This is a genomic window from Streptomyces abyssalis (assembly GCF_001751365.1).
In the GTDB taxonomy this organism is placed as follows: domain Bacteria; phylum Actinomycetota; class Actinomycetes; order Streptomycetales; family Streptomycetaceae; genus Streptomyces; species Streptomyces abyssalis.
In genome coordinates this window covers 984511-1009627 of the sequence record NZ_LJGT01000038.1, presented here as the reverse complement: position 1 = coordinate 1009627, position 25117 = coordinate 984511, and the positions used below count along the sequence as shown (strand labels likewise).

The 25117-nt window shown below is 70.5% G+C and carries 19 protein-coding genes; 10 read left to right on the top strand and 9 right to left on the bottom strand.

Annotated features, from left to right (window positions below):
* Positions 1–142 precede the first annotated feature (142 nt).
* Complete coding sequence (locus tag AN215_RS11700) at positions 143–1726, top strand: protein kinase domain-containing protein (protein ID WP_070009062.1); 1584 nt, start codon at positions 143–145, stop codon at positions 1724–1726.
* A gap of 25 nt (positions 1727–1751) precedes the next feature.
* On the opposite strand, the gene AN215_RS11695 is transcribed toward AN215_RS11700, so the two are convergent.
* Entirely contained in the window at positions 1752–2453 is a 702-nt protein-coding gene (locus tag AN215_RS11695) for a response regulator (protein ID WP_070009061.1), read from the bottom strand.
* A gap of 399 nt (positions 2454–2852) precedes the next feature.
* On the opposite strand from AN215_RS11695, the gene pdhA reads away from it, so the two are divergent.
* From pdhA to AN215_RS11680, 3 genes are all read left to right on the top strand, one after another.
* Complete coding sequence (gene pdhA, locus AN215_RS11690) at positions 2853–4214, top strand: pyruvate dehydrogenase (acetyl-transferring) E1 component subunit alpha (protein ID WP_070009060.1); 1362 nt, start codon at positions 2853–2855, stop codon at positions 4212–4214.
* Between the two features lie 85 nt (positions 4215–4299).
* Positions 4300–5265, top strand: a complete 966-nt coding sequence (locus AN215_RS11685) for an alpha-ketoacid dehydrogenase subunit beta (RefSeq protein WP_070009500.1) — start codon at positions 4300–4302, stop codon at positions 5263–5265.
* A gap of 14 nt (positions 5266–5279) precedes the next feature.
* Positions 5280–6764 (top strand): dihydrolipoamide acetyltransferase family protein, encoded by a 1485-nt coding sequence (locus tag AN215_RS11680; protein WP_070031149.1) that lies wholly within the window; start codon positions 5280–5282, stop codon positions 6762–6764.
* Positions 6765–6879: 115 nt separating this feature from the next.
* Here AN215_RS11680 and AN215_RS11675 read toward each other — a convergent pair whose 3' ends face one another.
* Entirely contained in the window at positions 6880–7626 is a 747-nt protein-coding gene (locus AN215_RS11675) for a YqeB family protein (protein ID WP_070009059.1), read from the bottom strand.
* Positions 7627–7873: 247 nt separating this feature from the next.
* On the opposite strand from AN215_RS11675, the gene AN215_RS11670 reads away from it, so the two are divergent.
* Positions 7874–8593 carry a GntR family transcriptional regulator gene (locus tag AN215_RS11670; RefSeq protein ID WP_070009499.1) on the top strand — a complete coding sequence of 240 codons (720 nt, stop codon included), beginning with the start codon at positions 7874–7876 and terminating at the stop codon, positions 8591–8593.
* A complete protein-coding gene (locus AN215_RS11665) occupies positions 8590–9903 on the top strand; it encodes an MFS transporter (protein WP_070009058.1) in 1314 nt (437 codons plus the stop codon). The genes AN215_RS11670 and AN215_RS11665 overlap by 4 nt, the downstream gene beginning before the upstream one ends.
* A 293-nt stretch (positions 9904–10196) precedes the next feature.
* Here AN215_RS11665 and AN215_RS11660 read toward each other — a convergent pair whose 3' ends face one another.
* On the bottom strand, positions 10197–11027 hold the full coding sequence (locus AN215_RS11660; RefSeq protein ID WP_070009057.1) for a maleylpyruvate isomerase family mycothiol-dependent enzyme: 831 nt from the start codon (positions 11025–11027) through the stop codon (positions 10197–10199).
* Between the two features lie 269 nt (positions 11028–11296).
* Entirely contained in the window at positions 11297–11779 is a 483-nt protein-coding gene (locus AN215_RS11655) for an LURP-one-related/scramblase family protein (protein WP_070009056.1), read from the bottom strand.
* A 61-nt stretch (positions 11780–11840) separates the two neighbouring features.
* On the opposite strand from AN215_RS11655, the gene AN215_RS11650 reads away from it, so the two are divergent.
* Positions 11841–13799, top strand: coding sequence for an NHL domain-containing thioredoxin family protein (locus tag AN215_RS11650; protein ID WP_070009055.1), 1959 nt, complete (start codon positions 11841–11843; stop codon positions 13797–13799).
* Positions 13800–13901: 102 nt separating this feature from the next.
* Here the strand turns inward: AN215_RS11650 and AN215_RS11645 are convergent, their stop codons facing one another.
* The 3 genes from AN215_RS11645 to AN215_RS11635 form a co-directional block, all read right to left on the bottom strand.
* Positions 13902–14114, bottom strand: a complete 213-nt coding sequence (locus AN215_RS11645) for a hypothetical protein (protein WP_070009054.1) — start codon at positions 14112–14114, stop codon at positions 13902–13904.
* A 106-nt stretch (positions 14115–14220) separates the two neighbouring features.
* Complete coding sequence (locus tag AN215_RS11640) at positions 14221–15552, bottom strand: M18 family aminopeptidase (protein ID WP_070009053.1); 1332 nt, start codon at positions 15550–15552, stop codon at positions 14221–14223.
* Between the two features lie 163 nt (positions 15553–15715).
* Complete coding sequence (locus AN215_RS11635) at positions 15716–17554, bottom strand: acyl-CoA dehydrogenase (RefSeq protein ID WP_070009052.1); 1839 nt, start codon at positions 17552–17554, stop codon at positions 15716–15718.
* Between the two features lie 141 nt (positions 17555–17695).
* Here AN215_RS11635 and AN215_RS11630 point away from each other — a divergent pair, with 141 nt between their 5' ends.
* Positions 17696–18232 carry an SseB family protein gene (locus AN215_RS11630; RefSeq protein WP_070009051.1) on the top strand — a complete coding sequence of 179 codons (537 nt, stop codon included), beginning with the start codon at positions 17696–17698 and terminating at the stop codon, positions 18230–18232.
* Between the two features lie 620 nt (positions 18233–18852).
* Here AN215_RS11630 and AN215_RS11625 read toward each other — a convergent pair.
* Positions 18853–21153, bottom strand: coding sequence for an ATP-binding SpoIIE family protein phosphatase (locus tag AN215_RS11625; protein ID WP_070009050.1), 2301 nt, complete (start codon positions 21151–21153; stop codon positions 18853–18855).
* A 150-nt stretch (positions 21154–21303) separates the two neighbouring features.
* Between AN215_RS11625 and aspS the strand changes: the two genes are divergently transcribed.
* Positions 21304–23067 (top strand): aspartate--tRNA ligase, encoded by a 1764-nt coding sequence (gene aspS, locus AN215_RS11620; protein ID WP_070009049.1) that lies wholly within the window; start codon positions 21304–21306, stop codon positions 23065–23067.
* Positions 23068–23122: 55 nt separating this feature from the next.
* On the top strand, positions 23123–23320 hold the full coding sequence (locus tag AN215_RS29150) for a type II toxin-antitoxin system VapC family toxin (RefSeq protein ID WP_216094089.1): 198 nt from the start codon (positions 23123–23125) through the stop codon (positions 23318–23320).
* 54 nt (positions 23321–23374) lie between these two features.
* Here the strand turns inward: AN215_RS29150 and metG are convergent, their stop codons facing one another.
* Positions 23375–24979: a methionine--tRNA ligase gene (gene metG, locus AN215_RS11610; protein WP_070009047.1), complete on the bottom strand. Its 1605-nt coding sequence runs from the start codon at positions 24977–24979 to the stop codon at positions 23375–23377.
* Positions 24980–25117: the final 138 nt, after the last annotated feature.

Genomic DNA, 25117 nt, shown 5'->3' with positions numbered 1-25117 from the left:
CCCGAGCCTGTAGCCTCCAAAGCGGAGCGGCGCGAGCCCGGGGCGTCCGGGCATGAGCCGTCCGGGCATGAGCCGGCGGTCAGGGGGTAGGCACCGCGCGACCCACACCGGATGACGGCATTTCGATCCACGGCGAGGACAGATGGCACAGACGCAGGCCGGCGGGGGTCCCTCGGACCCTGACGCCATGGGCGGCTCCATGGCCGAATCGCCTGAGCTGTGGGGCAACAACGGCCTTGTCGGCGACGGCCGCTACCGCCTTACCCACCGCCTCGGGCGGGGCGGCATGGCGGAGGTCTTCGCCGCCGAGGATCTGCGCCTGGGCCGTACCGTCGCGGTGAAGCTGCTCCGCTCCGACCTCGCCGAGGACCCGGTCTCCAAGGCCCGCTTCACGCGTGAGGCGCAGTCCGTCGCGGGCCTCAACCACCACGCGGTCGTGGCCGTCTACGACTCCGGCGAGGAGACCATCGGCGGCTCCGTCACGCCGTACATCGTGATGGAGCTGGTCGAGGGCCGCACGATCCGCGATCTGCTGCTCAACGCCGAGGCGCCGCCGCCCGACCAAGCGCTGATCATCGTCTCCGGTGTGCTGGAGGCCCTGGCCTACAGCCATCAGCACGGCATCGTGCACCGCGACATCAAGCCGGCCAACGTCATCATCACCAACACCGGCGCGGTGAAGGTGATGGACTTCGGTATCGCCCGCGCCCTCCACGGCGCGTCCAACACCATGACGCAGACCGGCATGGTGATGGGCACACCCCAGTACCTCTCCCCGGAGCAGGCGCTCGGCAAGACCGTCGACATCCGCTCCGACCTCTACGCCACCGGCTGTCTCCTCTACGAACTGCTCACTCTCAGACCGCCGTTCACGGGCGAGACCCCGCTCTCGGTCGTCTACCAGCACGTCCAGGACGAGGCGGCGCCGCCGTCCGAGTCCGCGGAGACCGTCCCGCCCGAGCTGGACGGGCTGGTGATGCGGGCGCTGGCGAAGGACCCGGACGACCGGTTCCAGAGCGCCGAGGAGATGCGCGGCCTCGCCCAGTACGCGCTGCAGATGCTGCACGAGCAGGGCAGCCACACGGGCGGCATGTGGAACACCGGCCCGGTCGCGCACGCCGGGGGCTCCACCCCCGCGATGGGCGTCCCCGGCGCCGGAGCACGGCAGCACCCCGCGCACGGCGACACCTCGACGCTGGCACCGCCCATGCTGATGGGCCGGCCCGACCGGGACGACGGCGGGTTCGAAGGCGGGCCGCGCCGCGACGACCGCCGTGGCGGCGGCGTGAAGTACGCGTTCATCGCCTTCCTCGCCGTGATCGCCGTGGCGGCCGGCATCTGGTTCGCCGCGACCTACGACTCCGGCAAGGGGGAGAACGACACCAAGCCGGACACGTCGACGACGGAGCCGAAGGACAAGGAGACGTCGGAGGACCCGACGCCGACGCCCACGGAGACCGAGGAGGAGCCCGGCGCCAGCACGGGCGACACCGGCGAGGACACACCCACCCAGACGCCCTCCGAGACGACGCCGAGCGAGACCGAGACCTCGCCCACGGGGGAGCCGACGGACACCCCGAGCGAGACGGACTCCGGCAACTCCGGAAACGGCGGAGGCACCGGCGGCCCCACCAATACGCCCTCCGATCCGCCCACCGAGGAAGACGGTGGCACCACTGAGGGCGGGCCCGGCTCCGGCGGCGGCGAGGGCGAAGGCAGCGACTGACGGCCCCGGCCCCCCCGGTGGTCCGTCACTGCTCGTACGGCGGACCGTCCTGCTCGGCGTCCTGCCCCGCCTGCATCCGTGCGACGTAGGCGGCGGCCTGTGTCCTGCGTTCCATACCGAGCTTCGAGAGCAGCTGCGACACGTAGTTCTTGATCGTCTTCTCTGCCAGGTTCAGCTCGTCGCCGATACGACGGTTCGTCATGCCCGCGCCGATGAGGTCGAGGATGATGCGCTCCTGGCCGGTGAGCGAGGCCAGCTTCTCCCGGCCGCTCATGCCGTCCTCGCGGGCGGCTCCCCGGCGCAGCCGCTCCACCACCCGGCGGGCGGAATCCGGGCCGATCAGCACCTTCCCGGCAGCCGCGTCCCGTACCGCCGACTGGAGCTCCTTGCCGCGGATGCCCTTGAGGACGTAGCCCGAGGCGCCCGCCAGTACGGCGTGCACGAGCGCCTCCTCGTCCGGGAACGAGGTGAGGATCAGGCATGCGATGTCCGGGTCGCGGGAGCGCAGCTCGCGGCAGACCTCGATGCCGCTGCCCTCCGGCAGACGTACGTCCAGCACGGCGACGTCGGGACGGGCGTCGGGGATGCGCTTCAGCGCCTCGGCCGCGTTGTCCGTCTCGCCGATCACCTCGATGTCGGGTTCCGCCGACAGCATCTCGTGCACACCCCGGCGGATCACCTCGTGATCATCGAGCAGGAAGACAGTGATTTGGGTGCTTTCTTCCATTTTTTCAGTCTCACACACTGGTCTCCGCTCCGCCCTTCCCGCACTCTGGAGCCGCGGGATACCGTGCTTGGGGCCTCCCCACGCCGAAGGCGCAGGGGAAGGTCCACGAGGCCCGCGAGGCTGTGACCAGTGATGTCTCTGAACCTTCCGCTTGCCCGGACTTCCGAGTCGTTAGTTGGAAATCCGAGCAAAGTTGCAGGTCAGGGCAGCTTCATGCATGTATGGAGTCCTGGGAACTGCTTCAGCGGGCCTTAACCGAGACATCGTCACCGTCCGGTTGCCGTCCGTGCCGCACCCACCCCCGTGGCCGTACGGGACCGGGCGAGCCTCCCTCCGCCCACGGGCGGGGGAACCCCAGGCCACCGGCGACCCCGGGGGCCGGACAGAAGAGGAGCACACGTGACCGTGGAGAGCACTGCCGCGCGCAGCACGTCGCGCCGCAGCGGCACCGGAGGCAAGCGCGCCACGAAGAAGGCGGCGTCCGCACCGGGCGACGCCGGCAGCACTACCGGTACGACGGCGAAGACCGCGAAGCGTTCGAAACCCGCGGGTTCGAAACCCGCGAAGGCGGCGAAGACCGCGAAACCCACGAAGGCGGCGAAGACCGCCCAGCCCGCGAGGACGGCCAGGTCCGCCAAGCCGCGCGCCGCGGGACAGGGCGCGAACGGATCGGCAGGCCCCGAACTCGTACAGCTGCTGACCCCCGAGGGCGAGCGGGTCGAACACCCCGACTACGCCATCGATCTGAGCGCCGAGGAGCTGCGCGGCCTGTACCGCGACATGGTGCTCACCCGGCGCTTCGACAGCGAGGCGACCTCGCTCCAGCGCCAGGGCGAACTCGGCCTGTGGGCCTCGCTGCTGGGCCAGGAGGCCGCGCAGATCGGCTCCGGGCGCGCGCTGCGCGACGACGACTACGTCTTCCCCACCTACCGCGAGCACGGCGTCGCCTGGTGCCGCGGTGTGGACCCGACGAAGCTGCTGGGCATGTTCCGCGGCGTCAACAACGGCGGCTGGGACCCCACCACCAACAACTTCCACCTCTACACGATCGTGATCGGCTCCCAGGCCCTGCACGCCACCGGCTACGCGATGGGCGTCAGCCTGGACGGCGCCGACTCCGCCGTCATCGCGTACTTCGGCGACGGTGCCTCCTCGCAGGGCGACGTGGCCGAGGCCTTCACCTTCTCCGCCGTCTACAACGCGCCGGTCGTCTTCTTCTGCCAGAACAACCAGTGGGCGATCTCCGAGCCCGCCGAGCGGCAGTCCCGCGTGCCCATCTACCAGCGCGCCGCGGGCTTCGGCTTCCCCGGCGTCCGCGTCGACGGCAACGACGTGCTGGCCTGTCTCGCCGTGACCCGCGCCGCCGTCGAGCGTGCGCGCAGCGGCCAAGGGCCCATGCTGGTCGAGGCGTTCACGTACCGCATGGGCGCCCACACCACCTCCGACGACCCGACCCGGTACCGCCGGGACGAGGAGCGCGCCGAGTGGGAGGCCAAGGACCCGATCGCGCGTCTGCGCGCGTACCTGGAGAAGGACGGGCTCGCCGACGACGCGTTCTTCGCGTCCATCGACGAGGAGAGCGAGGCGATGGGCAAGCACGTGCGTGAGGCGATCCGCACCATGCCCGACCCGGACACCATGGCGATCTTCGAGAACGTCTACGCCGACGGGCACGCGCTGGTCGACGAGGAGCGCGCCCAGTTCGCCGAGTACCTCGCGTCGTTCGCCGACTCAGCCGAATCCGCAGGGGAGGGCCGCTGACATGGCCGCTGCCGCTACTTCGACCACATCGACCACGCCGGCGTCCCCGGACGCCGCCGCGTCCGGCACCCCGGACGTACGGAAGATGCCCATCGCCAAGGCGCTCAACGAATCCCTGCGCTCCGCGATGGAGAACGACCCGAAGGTCCTGGTCATGGGGGAGGACGTCGGCAAGCTCGGCGGCGTCTTCCGCATCACCGACGGCCTGCAGAAGGACTTCGGCGAGCAGCGGGTCATCGACACCCCGCTCGCGGAGTCCGGCATCGTCGGCAGCGCGATCGGCCTCGCGCTGCGCGGCTACCGCCCGGTCGTGGAGATCCAGTTCGACGGTTTCGTCTTCCCGGCGTACGACCAGATCGTCACGCAGCTCGCTAAGATGCACGCGCGGGCACTGGGCAAGATCAAGCTTCCCGTCGTCATCCGCATCCCGTACGCGGGCGGCATCGGCGCCGTCGAGCACCACAGCGAGTCGCCCGAGGCACTCTTCGCGCACGTGGCCGGCCTCAAGTGCGTCTCGCCGTCGAACGCTTCGGACGCCTACTGGATGATGCGTCAGTCCATCGAGAGCGACGACCCGGTCGTCTTCTTCGAGCCCAAGCGCCGCTACTGGGACAAGGGCGAGGTCGACGTCACCGCCATCCCGGCGCCGCTGCACGCGGCCCGGGTGGCCCGCGAGGGCGGCGATCTCACGCTGGCGGCCTACGGGCCGATGGTGAAGACGTGCCTGGAGGTGGCGAACGCGGCCCAGGAGGAGGGCCGTTCCCTCGAAGTGATCGACATGCGCTCCATGTCGCCGATGGACTTCGACACCGTCCAGAAGTCGGTCGAGAAGACCGGAAGGCTTGTGGTGGTGCACGAGGCGCCAGTATTCCTGGGGACCGGCTCGGAGATCGCCGCCAGGATCACGGAGCGGTGCTTCTACCACCTGGAGGCGCCGGTGCTGCGCGTGGGCGGTTTCCACGCGCCGTATCCGCCGGCCCGGTTGGAGGACGAGTACCTTCCGGGTCTTGACCGGGTGCTCGATGCCGTCGACCGCGCGCTGGCGTACTGAGGAGAGTCGTGACGATGACAGAGAGCGCGACCCGCATCCGCGAGTTCAAGATGCCCGACGTGGGCGAGGGGCTGACGGAGGCCGAGATCCTCAAGTGGTACGTCCAGGCCGGTGACACGGTGACGGACGGCCAGGTCGTCTGCGAGGTCGAGACGGCCAAGGCAGCGGTCGAACTGCCCATCCCCTTCAACGGATCCGTGCACGAGCTGCGCTTCACCGAGGGCACGACCGTGGACGTCGGCACGGCGATCATCGCTGTCGACACCGACCCCTCGGCCGGGCCGCTCGGCGGCGAGGCGGCCGCGGGACCGGCGGTGCCCGCCGACGAGGGGGCCCGCGAAGGGTCCGGCGACGGAGGCGGCGACAAGCGGCAGCCCGTCCTGGTCGGTTACGGGGTCGCGGACTCCCCGACCAAGCGCCGCCCGCGCAAGCCGCAGGCCGCGGCGGACGCACCGCCTAACGGGAACGGTGCACCGGAGTCCGTGGAGGAGTCCGTACAGGCGGCCGTTCAGGGTGAGTTGAACGGTCACCGGGAAGGCGCAGGCAGCGTGGCCGGCGTCGCCGGCGTCCCCGCACCTGCCGGCCCCGGGCGTCCGCTGGCCAAGCCGCCGGTGCGCAAGCTGGCCAAGGACCTCGGCATCGACCTGACGACGGTCGTGCCGACGGGCCCCGACGGCGTCATCACGCGCGAGGACGTCCACGCGGCCGCCGCCCCGGCCGCTTCCCGCGTCCCGGGCCCGGCACCCGCCGCGGTCGCGCCCGCGCAGCCCGAGGCTGCGGGGGCCGGTGAGACGGCGGCCCGGGAGACGCGGATCCCGGTGCGCGGGGTACGGAAGGCCACCGCGCAGGCCATGGTCAACAGCGCCTTCACCGCGCCGCATGTCACGGAGTTCGTGACCGTGGACGTGACGCGGACGATGAAGCTCGTACGGGAGCTGAAGCAGGACCCGGACATGCAGGGGCTCCGCGTCAACCCGATGCTGCTGGTCGCCAAGGCGTTCCTGGTCTCGCTGCGCCGTCACCCGGAGGCCAACGCCGCCTGGGACGAGGCGAATCAGGAGATCGTGCGGAAGCACTACGTCAATCTGGGCATCGCCGCGGCCACGCCGCGGGGCCTGATCGTCCCGAACATCAAGGACGCGCAGGCCATGACTCTGCCCGAACTGGCGCAGGCGCTGGGCGAGTTGGTCTCCACGGCCCGTGAAGGCAGGACGAGCCCGGCCGCGATGCAGGGCGGCACGGTGACGATCACCAACGTCGGCGTGTTCGGCGTCGACACGGGGACGCCCATCCTCAACCCCGGTGAGTCCGCGATCCTCGCCTTCGGCCAGGTGCGGCAGCAGCCGTGGGTGCACAAGGGCAAGGTCAAGCCGCGTGACGTGACCACACTCGCGCTCGCCTTCGACCACCGTCTGATCGACGGCGAACTGGGTTCGAAGGTGCTCGCGGACGTGGCGGCGGTCCTGGAACACCCCAGGCGGCTGATGACCTGGACCTGACGGGCACGGCCTCCGGCCGTCCGCCCGCGCAGTCCCGTGCCGGGCCCCCTCCACGGGGCCCGGCACCGCCGTGTGCGGTGGCCGGGAACGGGGGCGGCAGGTCCGGCGGGGCCCGCTACTCGATCGCGGGATCCGCGGTGGTCTCGAACGTCCTCCAGTACTGCCGCCGCTTCTCGTCCTTCACGACGACGCCGAGACGGGCCAGTTCCGCACGCAGTTCCTGAACGTCGTCGTCGGAGGAGTCCTTCTTCTCCAGCGACTTCTGGCGTGCCGCGAGGATGGCGTTGGCACCCTCCGGCAGTCCGGGAGTGTCCGGGACCCAGCGGCGGAACTCGTCCTGGTGCGGATCGGCGTCCACCCAGACGTAGCCGTGCCCGGTGAAGGCGGCGTGGACCCCGTCGGCGTCCAGGTCGCAGTCCTGCCGGGCGAGTTCGCCGCCGTCGCTGCCGAGCAGGACGAGCTGGTCGCCGTCCCGGAAGACCGCCGCGACGGTCTCGCGAAGGAACTCCTGCTCACGGCGCTTGCGCGTGAGCACGACACGGTCGTCCGACAGGCGGATCGCCAACTGCTCGCGCTGGGCGTTGACTCCGAGCCACAACCCCGCCACCGCACCCGCGACGGGGAACACCGGATCGGGGAGCCCCGCGGCTATCCGGGCCACTTCCGTCAGCGACGCCAGCGGCAGCGTCGCCAGCCAGTCCGTCAGGATGCCGGTCAGCCAGCCGGCGACCGTCGCCGCCACCACGCAGACGACGTAGAGGAACACGGTGCTCCAGCGCGGCTCGGCAAGCACGGTGGAACGTTCCTCTTGCGCCTCCCCCTCGGGTTGCGCCTCCCCCTCGGGTCTCTTGTCCGTACTCATGATCTACCTCACTCCGGACGTTCTCTTTCGCAACCCATGCTGCTGCCGGAAGCGGCTCCAGCGGGCGGGATCGGCCGAGAACGAGGGCCTGGACCTGCTCGGACGTGCCGATATCACCAGGTAACAGCCGAGATGAACGGGCTGCTCCGGGCCGCAGGGAGGCATCGTTCAGGAGCGGGTGAGCGGGAGCGAGTCCATATCGCGGACGCGAACTCCCACGCATCTGTGTTGTATCTAAGCTGTGCTCATGTCCGTTTCCACCGATCTCGCGACCTCCGCACCCTCCACCTCGACGTCCACCTCGACGTCCAGGGCACCGGCCGCCTCGCGCCGCCCGCCCGCCGCCGACCGCGTGTACGCACACGTCAAACAGGCCGTGCTGGACCGCCGTTACGAGGGCGGGATGCTGCTCACCGAGGGCGAGCTCGCCGAGGCCGTCGGCGTATCGCGTACGCCCGTACGGGAGGCGCTGCTGCGCCTGGAGGTCGAGGGGCTGATCAGGCTCTACCCCAAGAAGGGCGCCCTCGTACTGCCCGTGTCGGCGCAGGAGATCACCGACGTAGTGGAGACGCGCCTCCTCGTCGAGCAGCACGCGGTGCGCAAGTCGTCGGACCCGGTGCACGCCGGACTGATCGCGCGGCTCGAGGAGTTGCTGGACGAGCAGCGCGCGCACGCCGACGCCGGCGACCTCACGGCGTTCGCGGTGAGCGACCGCTGCTTCCACGCGGAGATCGTCAAGAGCACGGGCAACGAGATCCTCACCCGTCTCTACGACCAGCTCCGTGACCGGCAGTTGCGGATGGGCGTCGCCATGATGCACGCGCACCCCGACCGCATCGCCAAGAGCATCGCCGAGCACGCGGAGATCACGGAGACGGTGCGGGCGGGCGACGCGGAAGCCGCCGCGGAGGCCGTACGCCGCCACGTCACCTGGGTGCGGCACCTGGTCCACGGTGATGTGCGGTGAGCGCACCCACCTCCGCGGGCGTGCCGGTCCACAGCGACCCGCCCGGCGGTTCCCGCGCGGTCGCGGTCTGGGGCCTGGGCGTCACCGTCTACTTCGTCGCCATCACCTACCGCACCAGCCTCGGCGTCGCCGCGCTCGACGCCGCGGAGCGCTTCGACATCAACTCCTCCGCGCTGTCCACGTTCTCCATCCTCCAACTGCTCGTATACGCGGGGATGCAGATACCGGTCGGGCTGCTGGTGGACAGGCTGGGCACGAAGAAGGTGCTGTCCCTGGGCGTCGTGCTCTTCACGGCGGGGCAGTTCGGCTTCGCCTTCTCCGAGTCGTACGCCGCCGCGCTGGCCTGCCGTGCCCTGCTGGGCTGCGGGGACGCGATGACGTTCATCAGCGTGCTGAGGCTCGGCTCGCGCTGGTTCCCGGCGCGGCGCGGGCCGGTCATCGCGCAGATCGCCGGCCTCATCGGCATGGCGGGCAACCTCGTCACGACGCTGGTGCTGGCCCGGGTGCTCGACGCCTTCGGCTGGACGGCCACGTTCGCGGGCAGCGCCGTGGGCGGTGTGCTGCTGGCGGTGCTGGTCGTGGTGTTCCTCAGGGACCACCCGAAGGGGTACGCGGTGGTCTCCCCGCCGCATCTGGGCGGCGGCTACGTACGGCGGCAGATCCTGCGGGCCTGGCGCGAGCCGGGCACCCGCCTGGGGATGTGGGTGCACTTCACCACCCAGTTCCCGGGGATGGTCTTCCTGCTGCTGTGGGGCATGCCGTTCCTCGTCGCGGGACAGGGCCTGGACCGTGCGACCGCGGGTGAACTGCTCACGCTCATCGTGCTGTCGAACATGGCCGTCGGCCTGGTCTTCGGGCAGGTGATCGCAAGGCACCACGCGGCGCGCGCCCCGCTCGCGCTCGGCACGGTGGCGATGACCGCCGGAGTGTGGGCAGCGGTGCTGCTCTGGCCCGGTCACTCGCCGATGTGGCTGCTCGCGCTTCTGTGCGCGGTGCTGGGGGCGTGCGGCCCGGCCTCCATGATCGGCTTCGACTTCGCCCGTCCGGCCAACCCCCCGGAACGTCAGGGCACGGCCTCGGGAATCGTCAACATGGGCGGGTTCACGGCCTCGATGACGACGCTGCTGGCGGTCGGCGTGCTGCTGGACCTCACCGGCGGCAGCTTCCGCGCGGGCTTCGCGAGCATCTTCGTGCTGGAGGCGCTGGGCGTCGTGCAGATCCTGCGGCTCCGCAAGCGGGCGCACAGGCGCGAGCGTGAGCGCATCGTCGCCAGCCGTGTGGAGGCGGTGCACGTCCCGGTCTCCCGCTGACGCGGGTGCCCTGACGGGCATTCGGGCCGGTCATCCGCCTGCCCGTACGCTCCGTTCCGCCGGCGCGCAGCGGGCAGCGCGGCTCCGCGCGCGGTGGCGGCAGCGAGCCCACGGCCGGCCGGTCTTGCCTTGTCACGCGGGCCGTGCGGCCGGGCCATGCGGCCGGAACCGCGGCCCGCGACGTGCCCTCCTGCGGGACCGGGGCGGGCACGCGGCGCCCGGCGGGGCAACCGGTGCGCCGCGAACGCCGCTCCAGGTGCCGCGTGGCGCGAGCGCCCGCCGGTGTCATCCCCTCACGGCGTGACGGTGAAGTTCTCCAGGATCGCCTTGGCCAGCTTCGCGTCGCCCTCGACCTTCACCTGCTCCGCCACGGCATCCGCCCGTACGCGCCCGGCTGCGAGCCGCACATACGTCTCCCAGTCCAGCGACAGCGTGGCCGCGGGGCCCAGCGAGGGGCTGCCGTCGACCGTGCCGCGGCCGTCGGCGCCGACCCGGACGGTACGCATGAACTCCATCGGGCCGCTCACGTCGAAGACGACCGCGGTGTTCGCGGGAGCGCCCGCCTTCTTCGCGACCACCTTCGGCAGGCCCAGCACCAGCACGTCGCGCGCCACGGCCGCGCCCGGCGAGTCGAGGTTGGCGGGCTTGCCCAGCGCCCGCCGCAGATCCTGTTCGTGCACCCACACGTCGAACGCCCGCAGCCGGAGCTGGTGTTCGAGGGTGACCTTCGAACCGCCCGGCATGATGTCCCGTACCTCGGCGTCCGGTTCGCGCTTTTCGTTACGCAGCTGACGGGAGCGGCGGATGATGGTGTACTCCAGCTCGCTCGTCATCTCGGGGCCGGTGTGGTGCCGCCGCACGTCGACCTGGATCTCCATGTGCCGGCTCGGCTCGTCGACGACGTGGTAGAGGTCGCGGGGGAGGGTGTGGATCGGCCGTGGATCGCCGAGGAGTTCACACTCCATGCCGATGATGTGGGAGACCACGTCCCGGACCGACCACCCGGGGCAGGCGGTGCGCCGGTTCCACTCACCCTCGGCGAGCGGCCTCACCAGTTCTGATATCGCTTCGATGGACTCGGTCCAGGCGTCGACGTATGGCTGAAGGCTTGGGTGGTCGGTCACGAGACCCCTCGGGCGGTACGGACGTTCGTGGTCTTCGGTGCGTGCGGTGCTCTCAAGTTACGCTGCGCGAGGCCGACGCGGCAGTGCTTTCGGGGCACGATGCTAGGCCCATTCGGACCCCTTTTGCGCACTGGCGGTGGTACGGTGCCCGGCCGTTACGCGTGAATGGTGCAGAAGGGCGCACAACGGCCGATTCGCTTGCTGCGCGGACCAGTTGACCGGCCCCGCCGCGTACGCCCGCGCCGTACGTCGGTCGCTGCGCGCCGTCGTCAGTCGTCGCCGGTCAGCGCGTCGACGCACACCGCGAGCGACAGCAGCAGCGGCACATCGGAGCCGGGCTGTTCGATGTCGACGGCGTACGTGTCGCGCATCCGGAACCACTTGCGCGAGATGCGTGCCAGACGGCCGCCGCCGAGCTCGATGTCGTACTCCTTGTCGAGCACGTTCCCGTGCACCGACAGCGCGCCGCCGTCCGCCAGCCGCGCCTTGAAGCGATTGCGCAGCGGTGTGAACCGCTTCTTGCGCACCGTCGCCAGCCTCCGGCCGTCGCGCTCGATCTCCATGGTCTCCCAGAGGCTGACCATCTTCCGCCGGATGACGGCGACGACCTCCCCCTGTACGTCCTTGAGCTGGAAGGTCTGCCGCACCCGCAGCGCCTTGCCGTCGACGAGGAAGGCGTGGTCCCCGTGCTCGTCGTCGATCCAGTAGTCGTCGCCGATGCCGAAGATCCGTTCCCGTACCAGATATCTCATGGCACACGTCTTCCCCGAGTGGCGGCGGAATGCTCACCCGGCTGTGACTGTTGCTCCGACCATGGTTTCTCAGGCACGCGTCCGCGCCCCCGAGCTGCGGGGCGAGGGCGGCTGGATCAACACCGGCGGCAGGGATCTGCGGCTGGCGGACCTCCGCGGCCGTACGGTCATCCTGGACTTCTGGACCTTCTGCTGCGTCAACTGCCTTCATGTGCTCGACGAACTGCGGGAGTTGGAGGAGCGGCACCGCGACACGCTCGTGATCGTGGGCGTGCACTCGCCGAAGTTCGCACACGAGGCCGACCACCAGGCCGTCGTGGACGCGGTCGAGCGCTATCAGGTCGCCCATCCGGTGCTGGACGATCCGGGCCTGGAGACCTGGAAGCAGTACGCGGTACGGGCGTGGCCCACGCTCGTCGTCATCGACCCCGAGGGGTACGTCGTCGCCCAGCACGCGGGCGAGGGACACGCGCACGCCATCACGAGGCTCGTGGCGGAGCTGGAGCGCGAGCACGCCGCGAAGGGCACGCTCCGCCGCGCCGGCAGCCCGTATGAGCTGCCGGAACCGGAGCCGACCGCTCTGCGCTTCCCCGGCAAGGTGCTGCGGCTGCCCGAGGGAGGCTTCCTCGTGTCGGACACGACCCGGCACCAGCTCGTCGAGCTGGCCCCGGACGGCGAGACGGTGCTGCGCCGCGTGGGCAGCGGCGAACGCGGGCTGGTGGACGGAGGCGCCGCCGAGGCGCGGTTCAGCGAGCCGCAGGGCCTCGCGCTGCTGCCCGACGGGAAGACGGTGGTGGTCGCCGACACCGTCAACCACGCGCTGCGCTCCTACGAGCCGGACAGCGGCGAGGTCCGCACGCTGGCGGGCACCGGCGAGCAGTGGTGGCAGGGCGCGGCGACCGACGGCCCCGCGCGGCGGGTCGCCCTCTCCTCGCCGTGGGACGTGGAGTGGTTCGACGGGCGGCTGTGGATCGCGATGGCCGGAGTGCACCAGCTGTGGACGTACACGCCGCCCGCCGAGGGCGGTGCGGAGGGCACCGTACGGGCCGAGGCGGGCACGACCAACGAGGGTCTGGTCGACGGTCCGGCGGCCGAGGCGTGGTTCGCGCAGCCGTCGGGCCTGTCGGCCTCGGCTGACGGGAAGCGGCTGTGGGTCGCCGACTCCGAGACCAGCGCCGTCCGCTGGATCGAGCGGGCCGACGGAGACCGGCAGGGCGGGGACGCAGACGGGCACGCAGACAGGCGCGCAGGCGGCCAGGCGGACGGGGGGCTCCACGTCCGTACGGCGGCGGGCACGGGCCTGTTCGACTTCGGGCACCGGGACGGGGAGGCCGGACAGGCGCTGTTCCAGCACCCGTTGGGCGTCACGGCGCTCCCCGGCGGCCGGGTCGCGGTCAGCGACACCTACAACCACGCGCTGCGCTGCTACGACCCCGCCACCGGCGAAGTCACCACGCTCGCAACGGACTTGCGTGAGCTCTCGGACGCGGTCCTGGTCGAGCACGCCGGGGAAGGGGCAGGGGAAGGGACGCGGGCCGAGATCGTGGTCGTCGAGTCCGCCCGCCACCGGCTGACCCGGCTGCGGCTGCCCGAGGAGGCCGTACGGGTCGATCCCGTGGCGCACCGTACGCAGCGCTCGGCGACCGAAGTGGCGCCGGGCGAACTGCTGCTGGACGTCGTCTTCCAGGCGCCCGAGGGGCAGAAACCCGATGACCGTTACGGTCCCTCGACGCGGCTGGTGGTCGGCTCGACGCCGCCGGAGCTGCTCGCGGAGGGAGCCGGCCCGGGCACGGACCTGCGACGCCGGCTGCGGCTCGCGGAGGGGGTGGCGGAGGGTGTGCTGCACGTGTCGGCGACGGCGGCCTCGTGCGACGATCCGGACGGTGCCGGGGAGGCCGCCGAGTACCCGGCGTGCCACGTGCACCAGCAGGACTGGGGGGTGCCCGTGCGCGTGACCGGGTCGGGGACGCGCCGCCTGCCGCTGGTACTCGCGGGCATGGACGACGGCCGGGAATCCTGAGGGCCGGACGGAACGGGCGGCCCGTGGCATCCGGCCGGATGCCACGGGCCGTCGTCGTGTGCCTGTCCGTGCAGCCGCTCCGGCTGCTCGGCTCCGCTCAGATCACAGGCGCCGTTCCTCCTCGACGACCACCGGTGCGGCCGCCTGGCCCCTGCGGCGCTTGAAGATGCTGACGTAGACGGAGAGACCGATCAGCCCGGCGGCCATCAGGACGAGTCCCACCACATCGAGGTTGACGGCGTCGGTGTTGAAGTCGACGGCCAATGTGAGGATCGCTCCCACGGCCAGCATGCCGATGCAGATGACGATGCCCATGGATTCCTTGCCTCCGATTGGCGGTTGCCCTGCCTGTACGGCTTTCGTACGACGTACGGGTGCCCCGGCGGGTGAAGGTCAATCAGACGGCCACGAACGGGGTCCGTCAGCCGGTGAGGAATCCGTTCATGCAACGGGTCAGCAGATGAGGGTCGTTCACGCCGCACAGCTCGCGCGCCGAGTGCATGGACAGGATCGCGACCCCGATGTCGACGGTCGAAATCCCGTGCCTGGCCGCCGTGATGGGCCCGATCGTCGTCCCGCACGGCATCTCGTTGTTCGACACGAACGTCTGCCAGGGCACACCGGCACGCTCGCAGGCCGCCGCGAAGACCGCGCGGCCCGAACCGTCCGTGGCATAGCGCTGGTTGACGTTCACCTTGAGGATCGGGCCGCCGTTGGGCTTCGGCAGGTGCCCGGGATCGTGCCGCTCCGCGTAGTTGGGGTGCACCGCGTGCCCGGTGTCGGAGGAGAGGCAGACGCTGCCCGCGTACGAGCGCGCGCGGTCCTCGTAACCGCCGCCGCGCGCGAAGACGGACCGTTCCAGCACGGAGCCGAGCAGCGGCCCGTCGGCGCCGGTGTCCGACTGGCTGCCGTTCTCCTCGTGGTCGAACGCGGCCAGTACGGGGATCGCCGCCAGACCGTCCTGCCCGGCCGCGTCCGCCAGCGCGACGGCACCGGCGTGCACGGAGAGGAGGTTGTCCATGCGCGGCCCGGCCAGCAGCTCCTCGTCCCGCCCCAGATACGCGGGAGGCTCCACGCTGTGCGCCATCAGGTCCCATCCGGTGACCTCCTCGGCGGGGATGCCGGCCTCCTCCGCGACGAACCGGATCAGGTCGCCCTCGTGGGGAGTGCCGAGCCCCCACACGGGGGTCATGTGGCGCTGGCGGTCCAGCCTGAGCCCGTCGTTGGCCTGCCGGTCCAGGTGGATGGCGAGCTGCGGTACGCGCAGCAGCGGACGGCTGACGTCCACCAGCCGTGTCGAGCCGTCGCGCAGCGAGAGGCGCCCGGCGAGGCCGAGGTCCCGGTCGAGCCAGGTGTTGAGCAGTGTGCCGCCGTAGATCTCCATACCGATCTGCCGCCAGCCGTTGCTCCCGGTGTCGGGCACCGGCTTCACGCGCAGGTTGGGGGAGTCGGTGTGGGCGCCGATGATGCGGTACGGGGTGGCGGGACCGGCGCCCGCCGGCACGTACCAGGCGATCAGGGCGCCGCCGCGCAGCACATAGTGGCCGCGGCCGCTCGCCGCGGCGCCGCCGCCGGCCGAGTCCCAGGCTTCCGTCTCGTCGAGCTGCCGGAAGCCCGCCTTCTCCAGCAACTCCGCCGCGCTGCGCACCGCGTGGTACGGCGTGGGCGAGTCCGAGAGGAAGCCGATGAGGCTGTCGGTGTGGGCACGGGCCGCAGGGTGCGGCGGCGCGGTGCTCTGCGAGCTTGGGGTCATACGACCAGCATACGAAGGCGAAACGTCCTTCCCCTGCCCTGCCGGGAGGAGAAGGACGTTCCGCATGGGGGGATCTCAGTGGCCGCCGCCGGCCGCCCGTATGTGGACGGCCGGGACGGCCAGGACGGCCACCACGGCCGGGACCGTCAGTACACCGGGACGCTCAGAAAGCGGCCTCGTCGAGCTCCATCAGCGAGGAGTCGACGTTTTCGGCCAGCGTGCGCTCCATGGCCACGGCGGGCAGCACGTTCGAGGTGAAGAACTTCGCCGCGGCGACCTTGCCCTCGTAGAACGCCTCGTCCTTGGGGGAGAGGGAGACGGAGGCGTCGGCCAGCTTCTCCGCGGCGACGGTCGCGCCGCGCAGCAGCAGGTAGCCGATGACGACGTCCCCGGAGGCCATCAGGAAGCGCGTGGTGTTGAGGCCGACCTTGTAGATCGACTTCACGTCCTTCTCCGTGGCGGCCAGGTCGGTCAGCATGGCTCCGACCATCGCCTCCAGCTCCACCGCCGCGCGGGAGAGCTCCTCGCGGGCCCCGGCCAGCTCCTCGCCGCCCTTCGCCTCGGCCAGGAACTTCTTGATCTCCTCCGAGAGCGTCGTGAGCGCCTGGCCCTGGTCGCGGACGACCTTGCGGAAGAAGTAGTCCTGGCCCTGGATCGCGGTGGTGCCCTCGTAGAGGGTGTCGATCTTGGCGTCCCGGATGTACTGCTCGACCGGGTACTCCTGCAGGTAGCCGGAGCCGCCGATGGTCTGCAGCGACTGCGCGAGCTGCTCGTAGGACTTCTCCGAGCCGTAGCCCTTCACGATCGGCAGCAGGAGGTCGTTCAGACGCTGCGCCGCGGAGGCGTCCTCACCGCGGTACTCCTTGATCATGATCTCGTCCTGCACGGACGCGGTGTAGAGGACGAGCGCGCGCATGCCCTCCGCGTAGGCCTTCTGCGTGAGCAGCGAGCGGCGCACGTCGGGGTGGTGCGTGATCGTGACGCGGGGCGCGTTCTTGTCGGTGAACTGGGCCAGGTCGGCGCCCTGCACGCGCTCCTTGGCGTACTCCAGGGCGTTGAGGTAGCCCGTGGAGAGCGTCGCGATGGCCTTCGTGCCGACCATCATCCGCGCGAACTCGATGACCTTGAACATCTGGCGGATGCCGTCGTGCTTCTCGCCGAGCAGCCAGCCCTTGGCGGGGCCGTTCGCACCGAAGGTCAGCTCGCAGGTGTTGGAGACCTTCAGGCCCATCTTGTGCTCGACGTTGGTGGCGTACACGCCGTTGCGCTCGCCGAGTTCACCGGTCTCCCAGTCGAAGTCGTACTTCGGTACGAGGAAGAGCGAGAGGCCCTTGGTGCCGGGACCGTGGCCCTCGGGGCGGGCGAGGACGAAGTGCACGATGTTCTCGGAGAGGTTGTGCTCACCGGAGGTGATGAAGCGCTTCACGCCGTCGATGTGCCAGCTGCCGTCGTCCTGCTGCACGGCCTTGGCGCGGCCGGCGCCGACGTCCGAGCCCGCGTCCGGCTCGGTGAGCACCATCGTGGAGCCCCACTGCTTGTCGACCATCAACTGGGCGATCTTCAGCTGCTCTTCGGTGCCCTCGTCATGGACGACACCCGCGAAGGCCGGGCCGGACGCGTACATCCACACCGCCGGGTTGGAGCCCAGGACTGTCTCCGCGAAGCTCCACAGCAGCGAGCGCGGTGCGGTGGTGCCGCCGATCTGCTCCGGGGTGCCCAGGCGCCACCACTCGGCGTCCATGTACGCCTGGTAGCTCTTCCTGAACGACTCGGGCACCGGAGCGGTGTTGGTCTCCGGGTCGAAGACGGGCGGATTGCGGTCGGAGTCCTCGTAGGACTCGGCCAGTTCGTTCTCGGCGAGGCGCGCGATCTCGGTCAGCACGCTCTTCGCGGTGTCCACGTCCATCTCCGCGAACGGTCCGGTGCCGTACACCGTGTCGCGGCCGAGCACCTCGAAGAGGTTGAACTCGATGTCGCGGAGATTCGACTTGTAGTGCCCCATGGCAACGGCTCCGTGTGGTCTCACTCGACGGACAGGTAGTCAGCTGTGTCACGCAGTCTGTGTCTGCTCAAGATGATGCTACCCGTCGGTAATAAGAAGCAAGCCCTAACCGCCCATCTGTGACTCGTTACTCTTTCTTCCATGTACGGCTACGACCAGACCGCGTCCGCGGGGCAGGGCTACCCGCATGCCGGGCAGCAGCACGTCCACCACCAGCAGCCTGGCCATCAGCAGTACACGCAGCACCAGGCTCCTCCCCAGTACGGGCACCAGGGCCAGCAGCACGCGAACGGGCAGCCGCTCTACCCCGAGCAGGCGTCGCCGCCGTCGCTCCGCGAGACCGTGCGGGCGTTCACCAACGGCACGCTCACCTCGGAGGACTTCCAGTCGATCTTCTCGACGTCGAAGGTCTACTGCCCGCGCGGCGAGACCCCCGGCTTCCTGGCGCTGCACGACACCCAGCAGCCGGTGATCCCGATGTTCACGACGCTCAAGGAGCTGCGCCGGTACGCGGGCAAGGAGTCCCGCTACTTCGTGATCACGGGCGCCGAGGTCCTGGACCTGCTCCCCTCCGGCTACGGCTTCGTGCTGGACATGGAGGGCGACCACCGCATCGTCTTCGACGCGAAGGCGGTCGAGGAGATGGTCGACTTCGCGATGCGGCGCATGTACGGGTAGCCGGTCTCCCGGCAGGACAGCCGATGTGCGCTGGGCCTTGCGGCCCGGGGTTCCCCTGGCTTCCCCGGCGCTTGGCGGGAGTGCCCCGGAGGCCCCGGGGAGTCCCTCCGGGTTTCTCTCCGGTGGGTGTGTCCCTGCCCGGCCGGAGGCCAGGGGGAACGGCCAGGGGCGTGCCCCGGTCACGGCCGGCTCTTGTGCCGCCGCGGCGGCGGACACCGCGACGGTGACCCGCCGCGACGGTGAGCCTTGCGACGGTGGCGGTTCGAGGACCGGTCGCGGCGGGCGGTCCGTCGCCGCCGGACGGTTCGGCCGAACCTCCCCTGGCTTCGCCGGGGGCCTGGGCGCCCGGACCGGGCCTGGGGCTGTGGCGAGCATCTTCCGGTTCGGCGGCCAACTGGCCGCATCCATGGGCCTGTTGGCGTGACCGGACATGGCTCTTGAGCTCCCCTGGCTTCGCCGGAGACGTCCGGCGTGGTGCCGCTCGCAGCGAGCGGAGTGTGCCCGAACCGGGCCGCAGGGCCCGGGGAGACCGCGTCCGGCTGTTTGCCCCGGGGCACCGCCACCGGGCGAAGCCGAAGGGGAGGCCGCGGGGACGGGGGTTCGGCCGTCCGCCAGGACTGTCACGCCCACGCGGGCGCCGCGATGTTCTCGCGCATCTCGAACCAGATGCTCTTGCCCTCGCCGCGCGGGTCCACCCCCCACGACCCCGCCAGCATCTCCATCATCATCAACCCCCGGCCTGACGAGGCCAGTTCGCCGGGCGTGCGGCGGTGCGGCAGTGCGTCGCTGGTGTCGGAGACCTCCACGCGCAGCAGCCGGTTCCCGCGGTTGCCGCTGCACTCGGCGACCATGATCGCGTCGCCCTCGGTGTGCACCAGCACGTTCGTGAGCATCTCGGAGAGCATCAGCACCGCGCCGTCGATCTGGTCCTCGCTCTCCCAGTCGAAGAGCATGCCCTGGAGCTGGTGCCGGGCCTCGCCGATCCGGTCGGGCTCGGCCTGCGCGACCGTGAACGTCGTACGCCGCGATACCCCGGCGGCCGCGGCGGCGCGCTCGACGGCGTAGGCGGGGTCCAGGGTCAACAGCAGCAGCGCGATGTCGTCCTCGCGGCGGTCGGCGAGCGGCCCCGCGGCCTCGCCGGACAGCGGCTGCTGTGCCGAGCGGATCAGGGCGTCGGCGAACTGCTCCAGATCGGCGGGCGTGCCCGTGCTTCCGGCGGCCAGCTCCCTGAAGACCGACTGGATGCGCCGCCAGCCGGTCTCCATGGTGTGCCCGCCGATCTCGATCAGGCCGTCCGTGCACGCCAGCAGCGTCTCCCCGGGCTCCAGCACCAGCCGCGTCGTCGGATACTCCGTGCCGGGCTCGATGCCCAGGGGCAGCCCGCCGGCGGTGGCCCTGATCAGCATCGTGCCGTCGGCGAGCCAGATCGCCGGGTCGGGGTGGCCCGCGCGGGCGATGTCGAGCGTGCCCGTGACGGGGTCGGCCTCCATGTAGAGGCAGGTGGCGAAGCGCTCGTCGTCCGCGAAGCCTCCGGTCAGCTGCCCCTGTGCGGTGCCCGCGCCGCCCCCCTCGTCCGGGCTGCCCGTCATCACCTCGGGCCGCCCGATGCCCGCCAGATAGCGCGAGGCACGTGCCAGCACGGCGTCCGGCCGGTGCCCCTCCGCCGCGTACGCGCGCAGGGCGATGCGCAGCTGCGCCATGATGCCCGCCGCGCGCACGTCGTGGCCCTGGACGTCGCCGATCACCAGTGCCGTACGGCCCGACGGCAGCGGGATCACGTCGTACCAGTCGCCGCCGACGTCCAGCCCGCCGCCCGAGGGCATGTATCTGGCCGCGAGCTTCATGCCCTCGATCCCGGGCCTGCGGGTGGGCCTGAGAGTGCGCTGCAGACCTGAGGAGAGCTGGAGCTCCATCTCGTGCATGGACGTACGGGCGATCGCCTGGGCCAGCATCCGCGCGACGTTCGTCAGCAGCGACCTGCCCTCCGGCGTGAACTCCACGGGCTCGGGGAAGGCCACCATCCACGCGCCCAGCGTGCGATTGGAGATCACGAGCGGCAGGAAGGCCCATCCCCGGTTGCCGATCGGCTCGACCTGGGGCCACGCGGCGGGGAACTCGCGCCGGTAGTCCTCGGGGGCCGGCAGGTAGATCGCCCGCCCGGAGCGTACGACGGCCGCGGCCGGATGGTCGGCCTCCACGGACATGTCGATGAAGGGAAGCAGATGCTGCGGCACGGGCCGTTGCGCGGCGGGCCCCACGAGGATCAGCCGCCCCCGCTCCAGGCTGAAGACCGCGAGGGCCCGGGTCTTGAAGCCGGGGATGACCAGTGAGCCCGCTACCCGCAGCACCTCCGCGGTGGTGCGCGCCTCGGCGAGCGCGCGTCCGGTGTGGAGCAGGAACGCCTCACGGCTGTGCTGATGGCCCTCCTCGGTTTCGTGCGACGCCTTCCCGGTGGATTCGGGCAGCTGGGCGACGGTGCCGATGAGTGAGAGCGCTCCGTCCTCCTCCACCGGCACCATGCGGGTCCGCACCGTGCGTACGACGTGACCGTCCTCGTCGACGACGCGCAGTACGGCTTCGACGAGCTCCCACTCCGCCAGCGCCAGGGTGGCCGTCGCGGTCAGCTCGACGTAGTCGGCGAAGTGGATGCGCGAGCGGATGGAGGGCTCGGCCAGCGTGATGGAGTCCTTCGCCGCCCCGGCGCCCGGGCCGGTGCCGGGTTCCGCGCCGGCTCCCGAGGGGACCTCGGAGCCCGGCCCGGCCACCGAGAGGGGCCGCTCGCCCCTGTCGGACGACGCGTCCTGTCTGAATGGCAGACCGAGGAGCTCCGCGGTGCGGACGTCTACGGTCGAGGCACCGGTCGCGCTGTCCCAACGCCACAGCCCGGTCCGGGTGGCCCTCAGCACGTCCTCGGTGTGCATTGTCCCACTTTATGTGCGTTCGGGAATACGGGGCGAGCGGGGCTGAGCCAGGGCGGTAGTCTGAAGGGCCGACTGCCCCCATAGCCTCCGGCATGGGGGTGCCCCCAGGTATCTGGGTCAAGTGCTGCCCACCCGACGACTGGATGACAGATGCACCGGTACCGTTCCCACACCTGCGGCGAGCTCCGTGCTCCGGACGTCGGCACGGACGTCCGTCTGAGCGGCTGGCTGCACAACAGGCGGAACCTGGGCGGCATCCTCTTCATCGACCTCCGTGACCACCACGGCATCGTGCAGCTCGTCGTACGTCCCGAACAGGCCGAGGTGCACGACCGCCTCAGCTCGCTCTCGAAGGAGTCCGTCGTACGGGTCGACGGCAAGGTGAGCGAGCGCGGCGCCGACAACGTCAACCCCGAGCTGCCGACGGGGGAGATCGAGGTGGAGGTCGGCGAGGTGGAGGTGCTGGGCGCCTCCGAGCAGATCCCCTTCACCATCAACGCCGACGACGGCGTCAACGAGGAGAAGCGCCTCGAATACCGCTTCCTCGACCTGCGCCGCGAGCGCATGCACCGCAACATCGTGCTGCGCTCGCAGGTCATCGCGAAGATCCGCGAGAAGATGGTCGCCCAGGGCTTCAACGAGCTGGCCACGCCGATCCTCTCGGCCACCTCCCCCGAGGGCGCGCGGGACTTCCTCGTACCGTCGCGGCTGCATGCCGGGAAGTTCTACGCACTGCCGCAGGCGCCGCAGCAGTTCAAGCAGCTGCTGATGATCGCCGGCTTCGACCGCTACTTCCAGATCGCGCCCTGCTTCCGCGACGAGGACGCCCGCGCGGACCGCTCGCCCGGCGAGTTCTACCAGCTCGACATGGAGATGAGCTTCGTCGAGCAGGAGGACGTCTTCGGAGTCATCGAGAAGGTGATGACCGATCTCTTCCAGGAGCTGGGCGGCGGCCGCGAGTGCACCTCGCCCTTCCCGCGCGTCCCGTTCCGCGAGGCGATGCTCAAGTACGGGACGGACAAGCCGGATCTGCGTGCGCAGCTGGAGCTCGTGGACGTCTCGGACATCTTCAAGGACTCGGGATTCAAGGCCTTCGCGGGCAAGCACGTACGGGCGCTGTCCGTGCCGGACACAGCGGACCAGCCGCGCCGGTTCTTCGACCAGATGGGCGAGTTCGCTGTCGAGCAGGGTGCGAAGGGTCTGGCCTGGGTCCGTGTGGGCGAGGACCGTACGCTCACCGGCCCGATCGCCAAGTTCCTCGACGAGAACGACGTCTCGCAGCTGTTGACCGCGCTGAAGGCCGAGCCGGGCACGGCGGTCTTCTTCGGAGCGGGAGAGTTCGACGAGGTCTCGAAGGTCATGGGCCCGGTCCGCGTCGAAGCCGCCAAGCGCGCGGGGCACTTCGAGGAAGGCGTCTTCCGCTTCTGCTGGATCGTGGACTTCCCGATGTTCGAGAAGGACGAGGAGACCGGCGCCGTCCAGTTCTCCCACAACCCCTTCTCCATGCCTCAGGGCGGCCTCGAAGCGCTGCAGACGCAGGACCCGTTGGACGTCCTGGCCTGGCAGTACGACATCGTCTGCAACGGCGTGGAGCTCTCCTCGGGCGCCATCCGTAACCACGAACCCGAGATCATGTTCAAGGCGTTCGGCATCGCGGGCTACTCGGAGGAGGACGTCGAGCGCGAATTCGGCGGCATGCTCCGGGCGTTCCGCTTCGGGGCGCCGCCGCACGGCGGCATCGCCCCGGGCATCGACCGCATCGTGATGCTGCTCGCGGACGAGCCCAACATCCGCGAGACGATCGCCTTCCCGCTCAACGGCAACGCCCAGGACCTGCTGATGGGTGCGCCGAGCGAGGTCGACGAGGCCCGGCTGCGGGAGCTGCACCTGTCGGTGCGCAAGCCGAAGCTCTAACCCTGCCGGGGGCGTGTGTATCGGTGGTGGCTGCGTGGCCGGGTGCGGCGCCTTCGTGGCTCCGGTCGTTCCCGTCCGTCCGTCCGTCCGTCCGCCCGCCCACCCGCTCGGCGGCGAAGTTGTTCCAGCGCTGACCGCTTACGACGCCTCGTATGTGGCCCTTGCGGAAAAGCTGGACGTGCCACTGGTCACGACTGACGCGACGCTCAAGCGCGGCAGGGGTGCGCGCTGCGTGATCGAACTCGTCGGGTAGCCCTCTCAGGTGGGCCGACCAAGGGCCGGCCCACCTGATGTACAGGCCGCTTCCTCAGTCCTCGAGCCGCGGGAAGAGCGCCGCGCCCTTCGTGACCGTCGCGCCGGCGGGGAGCTGGCCCCAGCGGGCCGCGTCGCCCACGGGCTGGTCCGCCAGCGGGCCGAGATGCGGCTCGGCGCCCAGCGAGTCCCACAGCTTCGCAGACGACTCCGGCATGATCGCGCTCAGCAGCACCGCGCAGGCGCGCAGCGACTCGGCGGCCGTGTAGAGGATCGTGGCCAGCCGTGCCTGGGCCTCGTCCGACTTGTCCTTGGCGACCTTCCAGGGCTCCTGCTCCGTCAGGTAGCCGTTGACCTGCTTGATGAAGTCGAAGACCGCCGCGATGCCGCCGGAGAAGTCCAGCTCGTCGCCGATGCGTTCGTCCGCCGTGGCGACGGCCTTCGCGAGTCCGTCCACGACTGCCTGTTCGGCCTCGCCGTGCGCCGTCGCCTCCGGCAGCGCGCCGCCGAAGTACTTGCCGACCATGGCCGCGACGCGGGACGCCAAGTTCCCGTAGTCGTTGGCCAGTTCGCTCGTGTAGCGGGCGGAGAAGTCCTCCCAGGAGAACGATCCGTCCTGTCCGAAGGCGATGGCACGCATGAAGTACCAGCGGTAGGCGTCGACGCCGAAGTGCTCGGTGAGCTGCTGCGGGGAGATGCCCGTCAGGTTCGACTTGGACATCTTCTCGCCGCCGACCATCAGCCAGCCGTTCGCCACGATCTTGCCGGGCAGCGGCAGTCCGTTGGCCATCAGCATCGCCGGCCAGATCACCGTGTGGAAGCGGAGGATGTCCTTGCCGACGAGGTGCACGTCCGCGGGGAACGTCCGCTCGAAGCGCTCCTGGTCCGCGCCGTAACCCACCGCCGTGGCGTAGTTGAGCAGCGCGTCGATCCAGACGTAGATGACGTGCTTGTCGTCCCAGGGCACCTTGACGCCCCAGTCGAAGGTCGAGCGCGAGATCGACAGATCCTCCAGGCCCTGCCGGACGAAGTTCACGATCTCGTTCCGCGCGGACTCGGGCTGGATGAACCCGGGGTTCCGCTCGTAGTGCTCCAGCAGCTTCGGGCCGTACTCGGAGAGCTTGAAGAAGTAGTTCTCCTCTTGGAGCATCTCGACCGGCGCGCGGTGGATGGGGCACAGCTTCTGGCCCTCGAAATCCCCTTCGCCGTCGAGGAGTTCGCCGTAGGTCTTGTACTCCTCGCAGCCCACGCAGTACGGGCCCTCGTAGCCGCCCTGGTAGATCTCGCCCTTGTCGTAGAGATCCTGGACGAACTCGCGGACGCGTTCGGTGTGCCGCTTCTCCGTCGTACGGATGAAGTCGTCGTTGCGGATGTCGAGATGCTCCCAGAGGGGCTTCCACGCCTCCTCGACGAGCTTGTCGCACCACTCCTGCGGGGAGACCCCGTGTGCGTCCGCGGTGCGCATGATCTTCTGACCGTGCTCGTCCGTGCCGGTGAGGTACCACACCTTCTCGCCGCGCTGACGGTGCCAGCGCGTGAGCACGTCGCCCGCGACGGTCGTGTAGGCGTGGCCCAGGTGGGGAGCGTCGTTCACGTAGTAAATGGGGGTCGTGACGTAGTACGCCTTCGATCCCGTCTGCTCTGATCCAGTGGCCGCCATGCCCGGAATCCTAACCGTCCGGAGGCCGCCGTTTCCCTCCGATAACGCTGTGTGACCGGCCACCCCGGGTGGCGGGCAGGCGGCGGATGTCTCTGTTGACGCCCCTCGTGCGCCTCTGCATGCTTGCGCGCGTACCGA

Coding starts and splice junctions, on each gene's coding strand:
- AN215_RS11625 (WP_070009050.1), bottom strand. CDS start 21,153: ATGCACACCGAGGACGTGCTGAGGGCCACCCGGACCGGGCTGTGGCGT.
- AN215_RS11635 (WP_070009052.1), bottom strand. CDS start 17,554: ATGGGGCACTACAAGTCGAATCTCCGCGACATCGAGTTCAACCTCTTC.
- AN215_RS11645 (WP_070009054.1), bottom strand. CDS start 14,114: ATGGGCATCGTCATCTGCATCGGCATGCTGGCCGTGGGAGCGATCCTC.
- AN215_RS11640 (WP_070009053.1), bottom strand. CDS start 15,552: ATGACCCCAAGCTCGCAGAGCACCGCGCCGCCGCACCCTGCGGCCCGT.
- AN215_RS11695 (WP_070009061.1), bottom strand. CDS start 2,453: ATGGAAGAAAGCACCCAAATCACTGTCTTCCTGCTCGATGATCACGAG.
- AN215_RS11650 (WP_070009055.1), top strand. CDS start 11,841: ATGGTTTCTCAGGCACGCGTCCGCGCCCCCGAGCTGCGGGGCGAGGGC.
- AN215_RS11700 (WP_070009062.1), top strand. CDS start 143: ATGGCACAGACGCAGGCCGGCGGGGGTCCCTCGGACCCTGACGCCATG.
- aspS (WP_070009049.1), top strand. CDS start 21,304: ATGCACCGGTACCGTTCCCACACCTGCGGCGAGCTCCGTGCTCCGGAC.
- AN215_RS11670 (WP_070009499.1), top strand. CDS start 7,874: ATGTCCGTTTCCACCGATCTCGCGACCTCCGCACCCTCCACCTCGACG.
- metG (WP_070009047.1), bottom strand. CDS start 24,979: ATGGCGGCCACTGGATCAGAGCAGACGGGATCGAAGGCGTACTACGTC.
- AN215_RS11630 (WP_070009051.1), top strand. CDS start 17,696: ATGTACGGCTACGACCAGACCGCGTCCGCGGGGCAGGGCTACCCGCAT.
- AN215_RS11680 (WP_070031149.1), top strand. CDS start 5,280: ATGACAGAGAGCGCGACCCGCATCCGCGAGTTCAAGATGCCCGACGTG.
- AN215_RS11675 (WP_070009059.1), bottom strand. CDS start 7,626: ATGAGTACGGACAAGAGACCCGAGGGGGAGGCGCAACCCGAGGGGGAG.
- AN215_RS11685 (WP_070009500.1), top strand. CDS start 4,300: ATGCCCATCGCCAAGGCGCTCAACGAATCCCTGCGCTCCGCGATGGAG.
- AN215_RS11655 (WP_070009056.1), bottom strand. CDS start 11,779: ATGAGATATCTGGTACGGGAACGGATCTTCGGCATCGGCGACGACTAC.